We start from the raw sequence: 15,816 nt of genomic DNA, 5'->3' as shown, positions 1-15,816 counted from the left end.
CTGGAGCGGGAGAAGAGTCTCGAACTCTCGACCTCAACCTTGGCAAGGTTGCGCTCTACCAACTGAGCTACTCCCGCATGTACTTCTTACTACATCAAACCGTTTTGAATGATCATGTCGCACATCATTCAATAAAAAAGGAAGCTTGTTCAGCTCCCCTTTAAAATATTTGGAGCGGGAGAAGAGTCTCGAACTCTCGACCTCAACCTTGGCAAGGTTGCGCTCTACCAACTGAGCTACTCCCGCATCGACAGGTGCACATTATAGAGGAATGACTTTGCTTGTCAAGCACTCCACACAGCAAAACTTACAATAAATGCCCTGCGCTTTCTTTGATCAGTGGCCATGCCTTGCGTAAATAATAAAACATTGACCACACCGTCAGTACTGCTGCGACCCACAACAGAATATCACCCCAGAATTTGAGGTTGATGCCCCAAATAGTGTCGTAATAAAGCAGCATCGGAATTGCCACCATTTGCGCAATCGTCTTGATCTTGCCCAGTGAACTAACAGCCACCGATTTCGATGCACCGATCTGCGCCATCCACTCGCGCAAAGCGGAAATCGTGATCTCGCGACCGATAATGATAAAGGCGATCACTGCATTCACTCGTTCAAGCTCGATCAATACCAGCAAGGCACCGGCAACCATCAGTTTGTCGGCGACCGGATCAAGGAAGGCACCGAAGGCAGAAGTCTGATTCCAGCGACGCGCGAGAAAACCGTCTATCCAGTCTGTCAGCGCTGCAACGATGAAAATCAACGTGGCGGCAAGACCCTGCGTTTTATTGAACGAACCCAGCCATGCATCGGGGATATACAACACGCCGACCATCAATGGAATCAGCGCGACTCGTAGCCATGTAAGAAGAATAGGAATATTGAAGGGCATATCAAACTTTACGTTTCCATGAAGGGCGCAGGACAAGCATTGCCTGCGCACCCGTAATCTAATGCAATTGCTTGTAAATGTCTTCTGCCAATTGCCGAGAAATGCCTTCCACCGACGATAAATCCTCGATACTGGCATCCACCACGCCACGCAAGCCGCCAAAACGCGCCAATAACTTCTGTCTACGCTTGGCGCCTATGCCTTCGATTTCTTCCAAACGCGAGGTCTGGCGTGCCTTGGCACGCTTGGCACGCATGCCGGTAATGGCGAAACGATGCGCTTCATCGCGAATTTGTGCAATCAGCATCAAGGCACCCGATTCTTTGCCCAATTCTTGCGCAGCACGACCATCGACGAAAACCAATGTTTCCAGACCAACTTTACGGCCCTCACCTTTGGAGACGCCGACGATCAGGCTGATATCCAACCCCAGCTCGACAAAGACCTGACGCGCTACTTCAACCTGCCCTTTGCCGCCATCGATCAAGACCACATCCGGCATTACGCCATCACCGTTGGCAACCTTCTCATAACGACGCAACAAGACCTGGCGCATCGCGGCGTAATCATCGCCTGGCGTGATGTCGTTGATATTGTAACGACGGTATTCGCCATTCTGCATGGCATGGTGATGGAACACGACGCACGACGCTTGCGTTGCTTCACCGTGCGTATGACTGATGTCGAAACACTCCACGCGGAATGCTTCGATATCGGCTACGTCTATACCCAAAGCATCAACCAGCATACGAGTACGCGTTTGTTGCGAACCTTGTTCCGACAACAAACGAGCAAGCGAAATTTCTGCGCCCTTGTGCGCCATCTCCAGCCACTGACGACGCTGCCCTTGCGGCTGGAAAACCAGATTGATGCGATGGCCACACTGCTCCATCAAAGCCAGCATCAATTCAGGCTCATCAAACTCAGTATTCAGGATCAGCGTGCTCGGAATGAATTTATCGATGTAATGCTGCGCGAGGAAAGCCTTCATCACTTCTGCCGCGATCGACTCTTCTGCATTCGTCAGTGCATTATCGACATGTGTTGGGAAGTAGGCACGGTCACCCAGATGCCGGCCGCCACGCACCATAGCCAGGTTGACGCAGGCGCGACCGCCCTGCACGATCACCGCGATGATATCGATATCGGCATCACCGCCGGTTTCCATGCTTTGCTGATGCAGTACACGCGACAAGGCATTGATCTGATTGCGGACAACTGCGGCTTGCTCGAATTTCAGCTCTTCCGCATACGCCAGCATTTTCGCCTGCAATACTTCCAGCACTTCGCTCTGGCGACCGCGTAAAAATTTGGCTGCATTCTCCACATCCAGCGCGTAGTCTTCCTTGCTGATGTAATTGACACAAGGCCCACTGCAACGATGGATCTGATGCAACAAGCAAGGTCGAGTCCGATTGGCAAAAACAGAATCTTCACAGGTACGCAGCAGGAAGACCTTCTGCAAAATCTGCATCGATTCCTTCACTGCCCAACCGCTAGGAAAAGGACCGAAGTACTGATTCTTTTTATCTACCGCACCGCGGTAGTAAGCCATACGTGGGAATTCCTGCCCTGTGATTTTCAGGTAGGGATACGACTTGTCATCGCGAAACAAAATGTTGTATCGCGGTTGCAAAGTCTTGATGAGGTTATTTTCAAGTAGCAGCGCCTCTGCTTCGCTACGCGTGACCGTAGTCTCCAGGCGCGCAATGCGCTCTACCATCATCGCAGTGCGCGGGCTGGCCAGATTCTTCAGAAAATAACTGGAGACACGCTTCTTCAGATCACGTGCCTTGCCGACATACAGGAGCTTGTCATCAGCATCGAAATAGCGATACACGCCAGGCAAATGCGGCAACTTCGCAACCGTTTCCAGCACGATTGCACGCGGATCTGGAGGCTCTATTTCGGACATTACACGCTCATCTAAATGTCAGGCTCAAGCAGCAGCGAGAGCTTGCGCAGCTTTCTTCGCAGCGATATAACGTGCATCCTGCTGCAAGGCATCCCATGCCAACGCAGGAGATTGCGGCGTCAATGCGGCGATGCGCGCAGCAGATTCCTGCATCGCTTTGTTATCTTTGACGGTCAATCCATTCAGCAACTGATCAGCCTTGTCTGGCGAATTACAAATCAGCACCATGTCGCAACCTGCATTCAATGCAGCATGCGCACCATCAATCACCGTACCGGCAACACTGGCACCTTCCATACTCAGATCGTCACTGAAGATCAAACCTTCAAAACCAAAATCCTTGCGCAGCATAGTCAGCCACTTGCGCGAGAAACCTGCAGGATGCTTATCCACTTTAGGATAAATCACATGCGCAGGCATCACACCGGCTAGGCTTAAGCCGAGCCAGTCATACGGCGCGGCATCTTCTGCCAAAATTTGCTTCAATTCGCGCTCATCGACTGGAATCTCCAGATGCGAATCCGCTTTGACAAAACCATGTCCTGGAAAGTGCTTGCCGCAATTCAACATACCAGCCAGCATCAAGCCGTGATTCAAACTCTTGGCCAGCATAGTCACGACGCGCGCATCGCGATGAAAAGCGCGGTCGCCGATCACACCCGATTCACCGTAATCAAGATCGAGTACAGGCGTGAACGACAAATCAACGCCACAGGCACGCAATTCTGCTGCAAGCACGTAACCAACATCAGTCGCTGCCTTGGTCGCAGCCAACACATCTTTATCCCACAAGGCACCTAATTTGCGCATTGCTGGCAGATGCGTAAAACCATCTGTCTTGAAACGTTGTACGCGTCCGCCTTCATGATCAACCGCGATCACGATACCTGGGCGCGCTGCATGAATCGCTGCCGTCAAAGTTGTCAATTGCGCGCGGTCTGTGTAATTGCGCGCGAACAGAATCACGCCACCGGTCAGTGGATGTTGGATGCGACGAATGTCGTCTGCACTCAAAGTTGTGCCCACTACATCCAGCATGACTGGACCAAATTTTTCTACTGAATTTGAAGTTGCCGAATTTAAAACTGCCGTAGTCATTTTTTCTCCACAATTACAAAAGCGACCGCATATTCGACTTCATCCGTAATCGAAACCTGTGCGGTCAGTCCGTTTTCCTGCATGAATTCTTCCAGCTTGCCGCTGGTGACAATGATAGGTTTGCCGCTAGGCGCATTCAATATCTGCGCAGCACGCCATGTCATCGGCATGTGTATGCCCAAACCGATTGCTTTGGAAAATGCTTCCTTCGCTGCAAAGCGTGTTGCCAGGAAACGTAAGCCGCGCGCCTCTACCTTGGCTTTACGCCTATGGTATTTTTCCAGCTCTTCCTTGCCCAATATACGTTCGGCAAAACGATCGCCATGCCGGCCCAGCGCCGCAGCTATGCGATCTATCTTGATGATATCGGTACCTACGCCGTATATCATTTCTTCATTCCAGCCAGACGCGCAGCAATCATGATTGCTTTCATCTCGCGCACGGCATTTTGCCAACCGACAAATACAGCATGTGCGACGATTGCGTGACCGATGTTGAGTTCAGCAATATCCGGGATCGCGGCAATCGCCTGCACATTGGTGTAATGCAAACCGTGACCAGCGTTGACTTTCAAACCACGCACCATACCTTCTGCCACACCGCGCTGCACGCGTTGCAATTCAACCTGTTGTTGCGCTGCATCGTGCGCATCAGCATAACGGCCGGTATGCAATTCAATCACTGGCGCTCCGGCTTCAGCCGCAGCTTGAATTTGCGCGGCATCGGCATCGATGAACAAACTTACGCGTATACCTTCAGCCTGTAATTGCTTGACGGCCGCAGAGACAACGTCAAAATACTTGACGACATCCAGTCCACCTTCGGTCGTCACTTCTTCACGACGCTCAGGCACCAGACAAACGTCTTGCGGCTTGATGCGGCATGCGAAGTCAACCATCTCGTTCGTCACTGCTGACTCCAGATTCATGCGCGTCAACAACTTCGGACGTATCAACTCAACGTCGGCATCTTTGATGTGGCGGCGGTCTTCGCGCAAATGCAAAGTAATTGCATCAGCACCTGCCTCTTCCGCCAGCAAGGCAGCTTGCAGCGGATCTGGATACACGGTGCCGCGCGCATTGCGCAAGGTAGCGACGTGATCGATGTTGATACCGAGGTCGATGATGGTTGAACCAGGCTGAAGAAAGCTCATGAATGTTTTCCGTTAAAGCTGCAGCAAATCGATCAATATTTGGCGGGTATTCAGTGGTGCTCCACTGAGATGATGCGCCAGCAAAAAGCGCATCAGGAATTTACTTTGCGTTTGCGTCAGCGCATCTGTGTAATCTTCATTCTCCATATCCAGCAAAGTCTTGCCGGACACGCGCGGCCATACATCTGCAGGACGCACCGGACGCGGGCCACGCTCAGGATCGACTACATAGATTTGTTCGAGGATGATGGCATTGCGAGTCATGGTACAAGTACGCCAATCACTGGCAACACCAGTTTCCTTCAGCAAGGCACGCTCGAATTTACGCAACACGATAGGTGCTGGCTCATCATGCGCCAGTTGATTCAGCGCGCTGACGTAATGATCAAACAAGGCAGGATGAGGATCATCACGTGCCAGCAATTTAACCAGTAATTCATTCAGGTAGAAACCGCACAACAAGGCCGATTTTTCCAAAGGCAACAAACCACCGACCCACTCCGCCGCAATCAGCGTGCGCACTTCCGCCTTGCCACTCCAACCCACAGACAAAGGCTGAAAAGTCTGCAAGACACCACGCAGTTTGGAATGAGGACGCTTGGCACCTTTGGCAACCAAGGCAATGCGGCCATGATCGCGCGAGAATACGTCGACGATCAGGCTGGTTTCTTTGTAAGGATAGCTGTGCAGCACAAAGCCGGGTTGATCGGCGATGCGTGTGTCTTTTTCGGGAGAGCGTGCGCGGCGCGGCGCCGCTTTGGCTGTTGTTACAGGCTTGACAGCCAGTGATGCGGAACCGACATCTTCTCCACGCACCGCCGTTTTTTCCTCGGAGGAAGAAGTTGTTTGTGTATTGATGTCGGCGATGAGTACGGCCATCTTTGATCGATATTATTCGTATCCGTATGCGCGCAGGCCTGCTTCGTTATCGGCCCAGCCTGATTTGACCTTGACCCAGACTTCCAGATACACCGGACCACCAAACAGGCGTTCCATATCGAGTCGTGCTTGCGTGGAAATATCTTTCAGACGCTCGCCCTTGTTACCAATGACCATGGATTTGTGCGTATCACGCTCAACCAGGATCGCGGCAAAGACACGGCGCAGATTGCCTTCAATTTCAAATTTTTCGATCAGCACGGTGCTGGTGTATGGCAATTCATCACCGACGAAACGGAATAATTTTTCGCGCACGATTTCTGCGGCAAGAAACTTTTCGCTGCGATCTGTAATGTCGTCTTCACCAAAGACCGGTGGATTTTCCGGCAGATATTTTTTGATCTCGCCTTGCAGGCCGTCGAGCTGAAAACGCAATTTAGCCGATACCGGCACAACCGCAGCGAAGTCATGCTTGGCAGCGATTTGCTGGGCGAATGGCAGTAACACTGCCTTATCCTTGACGCGATCCGACTTGTTGATCACCAGTATGCAAGGCACATTTTTCGGAATCAAATCCAGTACTTGCTGATCTGCCTGACCGAAAGTACCTGCCTCGATCACGTACAGAATCACGTCTGCCGCCGTGAGCGTATTCGTCACGGTACGGTTTAACGTTTTATTCAATGCATTCGAATGACGCATCTGAAAACCAGGCGTATCGACGTACACAAACTGTGCGTCTTCAACAGTTTGAATACCGGTGATGCGATGGCGCGTAGTTTGCGCCTTGCGTGATGTAATGCTGACCTTCGCGCCGATCAATTCATTCATCAACGTCGATTTTCCGACGTTAGGGCGACCGACGATCGCGATATAACCGCATCGAAAGTGAGACAGTGCGGTAGATTCAGTCATGCAATTTTGGAATGGGAAGTGGTAGAAGGTTTTGTTGCAACATCATCCGATGCGACATCAGCAGTTTTCGCCGCATCATGCTCGGCGATCAGACTCTTTTGTCCATCGTGTATTTCGTTTTGTTCAGTGACCGCGTCAGTCGACGCTTGCGCGTCTAACTTGGCAGTTTTTAATTCCGCTTTGGTAGGTGCTTTGGCAGCGGGTTTATCCGCTTCATCCAATTGCACCGTTGCGATACCTGCCAGTTTCAATTGTGCAGTACGCGGCTTGGCTTTGCGGCTGGCGCCTGGCGTTTTCACGAAAGCAGCCAGTGCAGCTTCCAATGCCAGCTTGGCTGCGGCTTGCTCACCTGCGCGACGGCTACCGCCGGTACCAAATACTTGAATATCCAGTTTAGGTACCAGACATTCAATTTCAAATTCTTGATTATGGGCAGCGCCATGTGTAGCCACCACGTTGTACTGCGGCAGAGCAATCTTTTTGCCTTGCAGATATTCCTGCAACAAAGTTTTTGCATCCTTGCCCAGCGTCTTCGGATCGACGCTATCCAGAATCGGAATATAAAGCGCGCGAATCACATCACGTGCTGCATTAAAACCGGCATCGAGGAAGATGGCGCCAAACAAGGCTTCCAGCGTATCAGCCAGTATCGAAGGGCGACGGAAACCGCCCGACTTCAACTCGCCCTCACCCAGGCGCAAAAAGTGCGACAGTTCTAGGCGTTGTGCAATTTCATACAAGGATTGTTGCTTGACCAGATTAGCGCGCAGACGCGACAAATCGCCTTCATCAATCTTGCTGTAACGATCGAACAGCAGCGAGGCGACTACGCAATTCAAAATCGAGTCGCCAAGAAACTCCAGACGTTCGTTATGCACGCTGCCGTGGCTACGATGTGTCAAGGCCTGCTGCAACAAGACAGCATCCTTGAAAGTGTGGCCCAGCCGATTTTGCAATAACGTTACATCCATTTTTCTATCGCTTTATCACCTTATGGTGCTGCTTTTTTTTGTACACGGTTACTGGTCGAGCCGGCGTAATCGATCAACAAACTAACCGGTCCAACCAGCGGAATCGTCTTTTGATATGCAAAGCTGATTTCCGCATCATCACCATTTTTGGTGATGTCCAAATCCGTACCGCTGATCGCATCGATATAGCCAACTTCGGCTTGCCGATTAAACGCCGCACGCATCTCCGGGATCGAGCCGCCGCTTGCCTTCACGCTGGCTATGGCCTTCTTGATCGAAAAATACTCGGTAACAGTCGGCGTCACCTTGAGCGCCAGTACGGCAATCGCACCAATCACAGCCAAAACCAGAATCAGGCTCACTAATGTGATGCCCTGTTGATGACGACTACTATGCAACCGATATGCCATGTATTCGCTCCCGACGAGAATTATTGAAAATTACCGATACGACCAAGGTTACTCGGGAAATTGTTCAAGTTCAGCCAAATAAAGAATGCTTTTCCGACAATGTTTTTATCCGGCACAAAACCCCAGTAACGACTATCCAGACTGTTATCTCGATTATCGCCCATCATGAAATATTGTCCAGCCGGGACTTTACAAGTAAATCCCTCTACGTCGTAAGTACACAAATCGCGATTCGGGAAATCGTGCGGATTCGATACATAGGACGGCGCACGCGGATTGTTCAAGATTTGGTGCGCTACACCATTCAGATCTTCACTCAGATGCTTGGAGTAACTTAGTGTCTCCTCATCCAGATAATCAGGCAATGGTTTGTAAGAAACTTCCTTGCCATTAATAATCAAACGCTTGTTCTTGTAAGTCACCGTATCGCCTGGAACACCCACCACACGCTTGATGTAGTCCAGTGCCATGTTTTCCGGATATTTGAAAACCATGACATCGCCACGTTGCGGATTGCCAACTTCAATGATCTTTTTGTTAATAATTGGCAAACGAACACCATATTGGTATTTATTTACCAAGATCAAATCCCCGACTTGCAGCGTTGGCACCATCGATGTCGATGGAATCTTGAACGGCTCGTACAGGAAGGAACGCAACACGAATACCAGCAAGATCACCGGGAAAAAGCTGCCCGAATATTCAATCCAGGCCGGTTGACGCAACATGCTGGCTTCCAGCTCGGCGCGGCCAGTGTTGTCCGGCTTGATGCCATCGCCAGCCAATTTGGCATTGCGTGCATCAAATTCAGCCAAAACCGCATTCGCTTTGGCGCGACGCTGCTTTTTCAAATAAAACACGTCGAGGAACCAGACCACGCCGGTTCCTATCGTCAAAATGAAAAGAATCAGCGAAAAATTACCTAAGATGTCTTGCAGTGTCATTTATCGTCCACTTGTAGAATTGCCAGGAACGCTTCCTGTGGAATCTCAACCGAGCCCACTTGTTTCATGCGTTTTTTACCGGCCTTTTGTTTTTCCAGCAGTTTTTTCTTACGGCTGATATCGCCGCCATAACATTTCGCCAGCACGTTCTTGCGCAGTGCCTTGACGTTTTCACGCGAGATAATGTTGGCACCAATAGTGGCTTGGATAGCGACGTCAAACATCTGACGCGGAATCAATTCACGCATCTTGGACGCCACCTGACGGCCGCGATACTGGCTGTTCGAGCGATGCACGATGATGGCGAGCGCATCGACTTTTTCGCTATTGATCAGCATGTCGACTTTGACCACATCAGAGGCACGATATTCCTTGAACTCGTAATCCATCGATGCGTAACCGCGCGAGGTCGATTTCAACTTATCAAAGAAGTCGAGCACGATTTCAGCCATCGGCATTTCGTACACCAGTTTTACCTGACGGCCGTGATAGCTCATATCCATCTGCACACCGCGCTTGGCAATACACAGCGTGATGACCGAGCCGACATATTCCTGCGGCATGTACAGATTGACGGTAACGATAGGCTCGCGGATTTCTTCAATCTTCGATGGGTCTGGCATCTTCGATGGGTTATCCACCTTGATCAGCTCACCATCGCGCATGATGACTTCGTACACGACGGTCGGTGCCGTCGTGATCAGGTCCATATCGAATTCGCGCTCAAGACGTTCCTGCACGATTTCCATGTGCAGCAAGCCAAGGAAGCCACAGCGGAAGCCGAAGCCCAGCGCTTGCGAGACTTCAGGCTCGTACATCAGTGCAGCATCATTGAGCTTCAATTTTTCCAGCGAATCGCGCAAGGCGTCGTACTGGTTAGCTTCAACCGGGAACAGACCAGCAAACACTTGCGGCTGCACTTCCTTGAAGCCAGGCAAAGCTGCGGCAGCCGGACGGCTGGCCAATGTGACGGTATCGCCAACCTTGGCAGCCTTCAACTCCTTGATACCGGCGATGATGAAGCCCACTTGTCCGGCAGACAGTGTAGGCAACGATACCGAGCGTGGCGCAAAGACGCCGATGTTTTCGACCAGATTGACCGAACCGCTCGCCATCAGCAGAATTTTTTCTTTTGGTTTCAAGGTGCCGTTGATCACACGCACCAACATCACCACACCGACGTAGTTATCGAACCATGAGTCCACGATCAGCGCTTGCAGCGGCGCATCAGGATCGCCTTTTGGCGGCGGCACTTTGGCGATCAGTGACTCAAGCACATCGGCCACACCAAAACCGGTTTTTGCCGAGCAATGCACAGCATCACCCGCATCAATTCCGATGACGTCTTCGATCTCGGCAATAGCGGCCGGCGGATCAGCATTCGGCAAGTCGATCTTGTTGAGTACAGGAACAACCTCAACACCCAAGTCCAGCGCCATATAGCAGTTAGCCACTGTCTGCGCCTCTACACCTTGCGACGCATCGACCACCAGCAGCGCACCTTCGCAAGCGGACAGCGAACGGCTGACTTCATAGCTGAAATCGACGTGGCCCGGCGTATCGATCAGGTTCAGGTTGTACACCTTGCCGTCGCGTGCCTTGTACGACAGCGCTGCGGTCTGGGCTTTGATCGTGATGCCGCGCTCGCGTTCTAGATCCATAGAATCAAGAACTTGCGCCTCCATTTCGCGATCGGACAAGCCGCCGCACAATTGAATGATGCGATCGGCGAGCGTCGACTTACCGTGATCGATATGGGCGATGATGGAGAAATTGCGAATGTTGTTCATTAACCAAGTGACAATTACAAAAAAAGCGCTCAACGCTGGGATGTTTTCCCTAGGCGAGCGCCTTGTTACAGAGGGATGACGGCACCGGCATTTTACCGGATTTCAGAGGGGAAATCCCGGAAATTCCCCTAGCCTGCATTTGTAGCCTAAATATCAAGTGAAATAGCATTTCCCAGCCTGCGCAATGGGCCAGCGTTTAGGCGCCAGCAATAAATGCCCGTACAGCCGCCTCGTCCAGAAAATAGTGGCAAAGTTGCTGCGCAGCCTCGCCATCCTTGCTGGCAAGCAGCACCGGCACCAGCTCATCATATTTCGCTACCAAAGCCTCGTCAGCATCCACATCAAGCACCGTGATAGCAAACTCATCAGAGATCATCAGCGCCTGCAATGCAGTCAGCATGTCATCGCACAAATGGCAATAAGTACGCGAATAAAGAGTGAACTGAATCAAGATAACCTTCGCTGACAAAAGAAAAGGCTGCGCGCTTTTCAGCAGGCAGCCTTGTTCTGCGTTGTGACTTTATTGAGCCAGTGGTTTAACTATCACGAATTGTGAGGAGTCGCCGCGTCGCACCAACAACAATACTATTTTCTTCGTATCCAGCTTGGCAACCAAGCCATTGAATTGACGCGCATCTTTGATGTCCGTGTTATTCAATCGCAAAATAATGTCACCGGCACGCAAACCAGCACGCGCAGACGCACCGTCTGTTGATTCAACCAAGATCCCGCCATCAATTTTTAAATCTTTGACTTGTGCTGGCGTGAGATCACTAACAATCAAGCCTAGTGCATTCGGTGCTTGCTCAGCTTTTTGTTTCTTCTCATCTTTTTTCACGACCTTCTCTGGCTCCAGCTCCGTGACCATCATGCTCAGATCACGCATCGCGCCTTTGCGCCATACCGTCACGGTAGAACGTGTACCTGGCTTGGTACCACCGACCAAACGTGGCAAATCACTGGTGCGCTCAATGCCAACTCCATTGAACTTCAGGATCACGTCGCCTGCTTCCACGCCGGCTTTTTCTGCAGGACCGCCTTGCTCAACTCGTTGCACCAATGCACCTTGTGCACGCGCAAGACCCAAGGATTCAGCAACGTCTTTTGTGACTTCACCGATCTGTACACCGATACGACCACGCGTTACTTTACCGCTCGCACGCAACTGGTCAGAGACACGCATCGCTTCATCGATAGGCACCGCAAATGAAATGCCCATGTAACCGCCGGAACGGCTGTAAATCTGTGAGTTGATACCGACAACTTCACCGCGCATATTGATCAGTGGACCGCCGGAATTGCCTGGATTAACCGCAACGTCGGTTTGAATCAATGGCAGGTAATCGCCAGTATCACGCGCCTTGGCCGAAACGATCCCGGCAGTTACCGAGTTCTCCAGTCCGAATGGCGATCCGATTGCAATCACCCATTCACCGACGCGTATCTTGTTCGAATCACCCATGGCCAGGCGCGGCAAATTGCTGCCTTCAATCTTGACCACAGCGACATCAGTACGTTTATCAGCGCCGATGATCTTCGCTTTGAATTCCCGCTTGTCGGTCAAGGTGACATAGACCTCATCTGCGCCATCAACCACATGCGCATTCGTCATCACATAACCGTCAGGAGAAATAATGAAACCTGAGCCAACGCCACGCGGCACTTCTTCTTCGGCATCAGGAGCAGCCTTGCCGCGTCCACGTGGTGCTGGTTGCTGCTGACGCGGAGGAACCGGCGCGCCGAAGAAACGACGGAAAAATTCCTGCATCTCTTCATCGTCTGTCGCAGCATTACCTTGCTGACTGACTTTGGCTTTTTCGGTCGTACGAATATTCACGACTGCCGGGCCGGTTTTTTCAACCAGGTCGGCAAAATCCGGCAAGCCTGCAACTGAGGCGGTCGCCGCAGCCATCGCCGCTGGTGCCATTCCTGTTGCAACCGGAATGAAAAATACACTCGCTACGGAGAGCAAGACAGTCGACAGTTTTTTCTGAGCAGGCATGATCATTTTCATAAGCGTACCGATATTTTAATTACTTAGATTTGAACTCAATTGAATTCGAGACTTGCTTGATCGCGGTCGCAGGAACTTCCCCAACAACTGTCAGCCAGTAATCGCCCTGACGCTTGCCGACGATATTCATCGCGCCTTGCTGCATCGAGCCTTCGGTCCGACTTTGCGAGCCTGACTCAATAAATACAGAGATCGCGGCCAGCCCATCAGAATAAACAATTTGCGACACTTCACGCTGCGTTGGCGCTGCATTGTCCGCAGCAGGCGCAGTATCAGTAATCAATCGCTTCATTTCACGAATTTTTTTGAAGCCTGCCGGTATCTCTTTAACCGACCAGCCGGAGAGATTTGCATCACTCATCACAGCATTTTCTACACGCCAACCATGCGTATTAGGAAAACTAGGCTTCACACGACTAGGGTCGATATGACCGATGGACAGTTGCGTAAAAGCGATCTGTTCAACCACTTCATTTTTTTCGTTCAGCGTTTGTGCTTTCAGCAACAGCCCGGTCGACTTCTCCGCCCACAGCTTGTAGCCGTAACGCAGATTGTCTTTAGGTTCCAGGATAATTGCCTGACAGTCGAAACCAGCGACACGACCTGTTTCACCTTTTTTCAGGTTGTAATGCTCAGCCAAGTCAGTCGGATTCGCGCCCAGTATGGCTGGGAACACATCCTTGGTGATGCGTTTTTCTACGCGTATCGATTTGTTTTCCGGCACATAGCAAGCAATCTCTTCATTGTTGCGTATGTATTCCCGCGGTTTACCGTCGAGGATTTCAAGTTTTTCCAGCTCGTTTTTGCCATTGAAAATATGCGTGATACGAGAAGTACGCACCTGGCTGCCTTGCTGATAAACAAAGGTACCTGAGTAATTCAGCTTTTGAGCAGATGACTGAATCTTCTTCAGCCAGACTTGCGTATCGTGCTGTCCACTATTTGTGCCAACGTTTTCTGCCTGAGCTGTAAACGCAATGACGCTAGAAAAAAGAACAACAAATCTGAGAAATCCTAATGTTTGCCGCATATCAGTTATTTGTCCGAATCAACAGCAAACGTAGCTGCGCGCGCATATTGTGCGCTGCTGTACACAGAAGGTGAAAAACGTTGATGTGCCAGCAAATAGTCGTCAATGCGAGGATCGCGCAATACATCGCCATCCTTGCTTGCAACCATAATTGTTTCTGGCGCAACCGCTGCTGTGACAGCCGGAGCATTCGGCGTCATCATCTGCGGCACGGTCAGGAATGCAGCAACTGCGACTGCAGCCGCCATGCCGGGCATCGCGAAGCGTCTAATCGACACTTCCTTTGCCACACTCACGCGCTTGTCTGCTGGCACCATAATGGTCGCTTCCGCATCCAAACGGGCAAACATCCGCGCAGTAAAATCAGCACTGAGTTGCGTATTCAAATCGTCTGAACGCAAAGCGTCGCCGATTTGATGATACAGATTCCACGTATCACGCCCATCTTGCTGACGCAGCGCAGCCAAAGCGATATCTGCATGTCCATCAGACAATTCGTTATCGGCAAAAGCAGATATTTGTTCTCGCGTCATATTCGTCGTATTCATCACTACCTCGAAAAAATTAAGGCTACCCCTATAACTTGCAGCAAAAAGCGCTTCTTTATTTATTTTTCACCAACGTTTATCGAGTGCCGTATCCAGCAACGGCCTTAATTTTTCAGAGATGGCTTCGCGCGCCCGGAATATCCGGCTGCGCACCGTGCCGATAGGACAACCCATCGACTCAGCTATCTCGTCGTAACTCAATCCTTCGATCTCTCGCAACGTAATCGCCATACGTAACTCTTCAGGCAACTCTTCCATCGCAACATTCAAAGTCTGCGCGATTTGCTTTGTTGCCAACAACGATTCCGGTGTGTTGATATCTCTTAGGTGGTCTCCGTCGTCAAAAGTTTCTGCTTCTTCGACATCTGCTTCAGTTGATGTCGGCGCACGACGGCCTTGGGTGACCAAATAATTTTTTGCGGTGTTGATACCGATGCGATATAGCCAGGTATAAAACGCAGAATCGCCGCGGAACTGCGGCAAGGCACGATACGCTTTGATAAATGCTTCCTGTACAACATCTTCAGCCTCAGCCTGGTCGCGGACAAGCCGCGAGACCAGTCGCATCAGTTTCCGTTGGTACTTGATCACTAGCAGCTCGAAAGCTTTTTTGTCACCGCGTTGTACACGCTCGACAAGTAGCTGATCAATATCGCGTTCTGTCGTCAATCCATTCCCTTGTTATTTTGCAACACGCACGCGGTTCGCATTATTGACTAAGCGAAACTTGGTTTGGTTCAAAATTTTCAAAATTAATTCTCGTCGATATACCGATTATCGACATCTGCATGACGCATGACTATCCAGCGACACGCTACCAATAATGCTCTGAAACTTTCTTTTGATACTGAGTCCGGCAAAATCACCACGGAGTGAATTTGCTGCTTTTCGTTTTGTAGACGTAAGAGTAACAAACTTGACCACAATGTGGAGTCTGCCAACAAATACACTAACTCGCCCTGCTCCATCCCAACCGGATTATTCTTCTGCAAAACAGCAAGCCTAATCTGCCCAGTGCCGGATATGTGTATCTCATGTGCGCCTCTGCTCTTCAAAGTGCGTAAGAAGACATAAGCCCCAACCACAACACATACAGAGGCGACAATAGCTCTTGCTACGCTAGAGATATCCCCAACGCCACCAAAAAGCACAATACCTGCAATAAAGAATAAGCCGACACACATGCCACCTATCAGCCAAGATAATAATCTGGACTGATTGATAACGGTAGAAACCGCAATAGACATCTGGGGG

At 50.7% G+C, this 15,816-nt stretch carries 17 protein-coding genes and 2 tRNA genes; all 19 read right to left on the bottom strand.

Annotated elements, in window-relative coordinates; genetic code table 11:
• Position 1: 1 nt before the first annotated feature.
• A tRNA-Gly gene (locus AC07N2_RS12130) sits at positions 2–77 on the bottom strand.
• A 93-nt stretch (positions 78–170) separates the two neighbouring features.
• Positions 171–246: transfer RNA gene (locus AC07N2_RS12125), tRNA-Gly, on the bottom strand.
• A 61-nt stretch (positions 247–307) separates the two neighbouring features.
• Entirely contained in the window at positions 308–895 is a 588-nt protein-coding gene (gene pgsA, locus AC07N2_RS12120) for a CDP-diacylglycerol--glycerol-3-phosphate 3-phosphatidyltransferase (protein WP_076591678.1), read from the bottom strand.
• Between the two features lie 58 nt (positions 896–953).
• The gene (uvrC, locus tag AC07N2_RS12115) at positions 954–2,810 is read right to left on the bottom strand and encodes an excinuclease ABC subunit UvrC (RefSeq protein ID WP_494778489.1); all 1,857 of its coding nucleotides are present in this window, start codon (positions 2,808–2,810) and stop codon (positions 954–956) included.
• A gap of 24 nt (positions 2,811–2,834) precedes the next feature.
• Positions 2,835–3,908 (bottom strand): beta-N-acetylhexosaminidase, encoded by a 1,074-nt coding sequence (gene nagZ / locus AC07N2_RS12110; RefSeq protein ID WP_494778488.1) that lies wholly within the window; start codon positions 3,906–3,908, stop codon positions 2,835–2,837.
• A complete protein-coding gene (acpS, locus tag AC07N2_RS12105) occupies positions 3,905–4,297 on the bottom strand; it encodes a holo-ACP synthase (RefSeq protein ID WP_494778487.1) in 393 nt (130 codons plus the stop codon). The genes nagZ and acpS overlap by 4 nt, the downstream gene beginning before the upstream one ends.
• A complete protein-coding gene (pdxJ, locus tag AC07N2_RS12100; protein ID WP_494778486.1) occupies positions 4,294–5,061 on the bottom strand; it encodes a pyridoxine 5'-phosphate synthase in 768 nt (255 codons plus the stop codon). Before pdxJ ends, acpS begins: the two co-directional genes overlap by 4 nt.
• Positions 5,062–5,073: 12 nt before the next feature.
• Entirely contained in the window at positions 5,074–5,940 is an 867-nt protein-coding gene (recO, locus tag AC07N2_RS12095) for a DNA repair protein RecO (RefSeq protein WP_494778485.1), read from the bottom strand.
• Positions 5,941–5,952: 12 nt separating this feature from the next.
• On the bottom strand, positions 5,953–6,855 hold the full coding sequence (gene era / locus AC07N2_RS12090; protein ID WP_494778484.1) for a GTPase Era: 903 nt from the start codon (positions 6,853–6,855) through the stop codon (positions 5,953–5,955).
• Entirely contained in the window at positions 6,852–7,826 is a 975-nt protein-coding gene (gene rnc, locus AC07N2_RS12085; RefSeq protein WP_494778483.1) for a ribonuclease III, read from the bottom strand. Before rnc ends, era begins: the two co-directional genes overlap by 4 nt.
• Before the next feature lie 20 nt (positions 7,827–7,846).
• Positions 7,847–8,236, bottom strand: a complete 390-nt coding sequence (locus AC07N2_RS12080) for a DUF4845 domain-containing protein (protein ID WP_494778482.1) — start codon at positions 8,234–8,236, stop codon at positions 7,847–7,849.
• 20 nt (positions 8,237–8,256) lie between these two features.
• Positions 8,257–9,180, bottom strand: a complete 924-nt coding sequence (gene lepB / locus AC07N2_RS12075; protein WP_494778481.1) for a signal peptidase I — start codon at positions 9,178–9,180, stop codon at positions 8,257–8,259.
• Positions 9,177–10,970 carry a translation elongation factor 4 gene (lepA, locus tag AC07N2_RS12070; RefSeq protein ID WP_494778480.1) on the bottom strand — a complete coding sequence of 598 codons (1,794 nt, stop codon included), beginning with the start codon at positions 10,968–10,970 and terminating at the stop codon, positions 9,177–9,179. Before lepA ends, lepB begins: the two co-directional genes overlap by 4 nt.
• 196 nt (positions 10,971–11,166) lie before the next feature.
• The gene (locus tag AC07N2_RS12065) at positions 11,167–11,421 is read right to left on the bottom strand and encodes a glutaredoxin family protein (protein WP_494778479.1); all 255 of its coding nucleotides are present in this window, start codon (positions 11,419–11,421) and stop codon (positions 11,167–11,169) included.
• Between the two features lie 69 nt (positions 11,422–11,490).
• Positions 11,491–12,978, bottom strand: coding sequence for a DegQ family serine endoprotease (locus tag AC07N2_RS12060; protein WP_494779247.1), 1,488 nt, complete (start codon positions 12,976–12,978; stop codon positions 11,491–11,493).
• Between the two features lie 25 nt (positions 12,979–13,003).
• A complete protein-coding gene (locus AC07N2_RS12055; RefSeq protein ID WP_494778478.1) occupies positions 13,004–14,014 on the bottom strand; it encodes a MucB/RseB C-terminal domain-containing protein in 1,011 nt (336 codons plus the stop codon).
• 5 nt (positions 14,015–14,019) lie between these two features.
• Complete coding sequence (locus tag AC07N2_RS12050) at positions 14,020–14,562, bottom strand: sigma-E factor negative regulatory protein (protein ID WP_494778477.1); 543 nt, start codon at positions 14,560–14,562, stop codon at positions 14,020–14,022.
• Between the two features lie 66 nt (positions 14,563–14,628).
• On the bottom strand, positions 14,629–15,231 hold the full coding sequence (gene rpoE / locus AC07N2_RS12045) for an RNA polymerase sigma factor RpoE (protein ID WP_076591691.1): 603 nt from the start codon (positions 15,229–15,231) through the stop codon (positions 14,629–14,631).
• An 83-nt stretch (positions 15,232–15,314) separates the two neighbouring features.
• On the bottom strand, positions 15,315–15,809 hold the full coding sequence (locus AC07N2_RS12040) for a protein YgfX (protein WP_494778476.1): 495 nt from the start codon (positions 15,807–15,809) through the stop codon (positions 15,315–15,317).
• Positions 15,810–15,816 lie beyond the last annotated feature (7 nt).

Source organism: Herminiimonas sp. GW821-FHT09C12, assembly GCF_059416385.1.
The sequence above is the reverse complement of the archived record's forward strand: the minus strand, read 5'-3'. Positions and strand labels throughout refer to the sequence as shown.

Bases quoted from the DNA above. Each gene is read 5' to 3' on its own strand.
- pgsA (WP_076591678.1), bottom strand. From the start codon at position 895: ATGCCCTTCAATATTCCTATTCTTCTTACATGGCTACGAGTCGCGCTG.
- lepA (WP_494778480.1), bottom strand. From the start codon at position 10,970: ATGAACAACATTCGCAATTTCTCCATCATCGCCCATATCGATCACGGT.
- nagZ (WP_494778488.1), bottom strand. From the start codon at position 3,908: ATGACTACGGCAGTTTTAAATTCGGCAACTTCAAATTCAGTAGAAAAA.
- AC07N2_RS12080 (WP_494778482.1), bottom strand. From the start codon at position 8,236: ATGGCATATCGGTTGCATAGTAGTCGTCATCAACAGGGCATCACATTA.
- AC07N2_RS12040 (WP_494778476.1), bottom strand. From the start codon at position 15,809: ATGTCTATTGCGGTTTCTACCGTTATCAATCAGTCCAGATTATTATCT.
- recO (WP_494778485.1), bottom strand. From the start codon at position 5,940: ATGGCCGTACTCATCGCCGACATCAATACACAAACAACTTCTTCCTCC.
- era (WP_494778484.1), bottom strand. From the start codon at position 6,855: ATGACTGAATCTACCGCACTGTCTCACTTTCGATGCGGTTATATCGCG.
- pdxJ (WP_494778486.1), bottom strand. From the start codon at position 5,061: ATGAGCTTTCTTCAGCCTGGTTCAACCATCATCGACCTCGGTATCAAC.
- AC07N2_RS12050 (WP_494778477.1), bottom strand. From the start codon at position 14,562: ATGAATACGACGAATATGACGCGAGAACAAATATCTGCTTTTGCCGAT.
- uvrC (WP_494778489.1), bottom strand. From the start codon at position 2,810: ATGTCCGAAATAGAGCCTCCAGATCCGCGTGCAATCGTGCTGGAAACG.
- acpS (WP_494778487.1), bottom strand. From the start codon at position 4,297: ATGATATACGGCGTAGGTACCGATATCATCAAGATAGATCGCATAGCT.
- lepB (WP_494778481.1), bottom strand. From the start codon at position 9,180: ATGACACTGCAAGACATCTTAGGTAATTTTTCGCTGATTCTTTTCATT.
- AC07N2_RS12060 (WP_494779247.1), bottom strand. From the start codon at position 12,978: ATGATCATGCCTGCTCAGAAAAAACTGTCGACTGTCTTGCTCTCCGTA.
- rnc (WP_494778483.1), bottom strand. From the start codon at position 7,826: ATGGATGTAACGTTATTGCAAAATCGGCTGGGCCACACTTTCAAGGAT.
- AC07N2_RS12055 (WP_494778478.1), bottom strand. From the start codon at position 14,014: ATGCGGCAAACATTAGGATTTCTCAGATTTGTTGTTCTTTTTTCTAGC.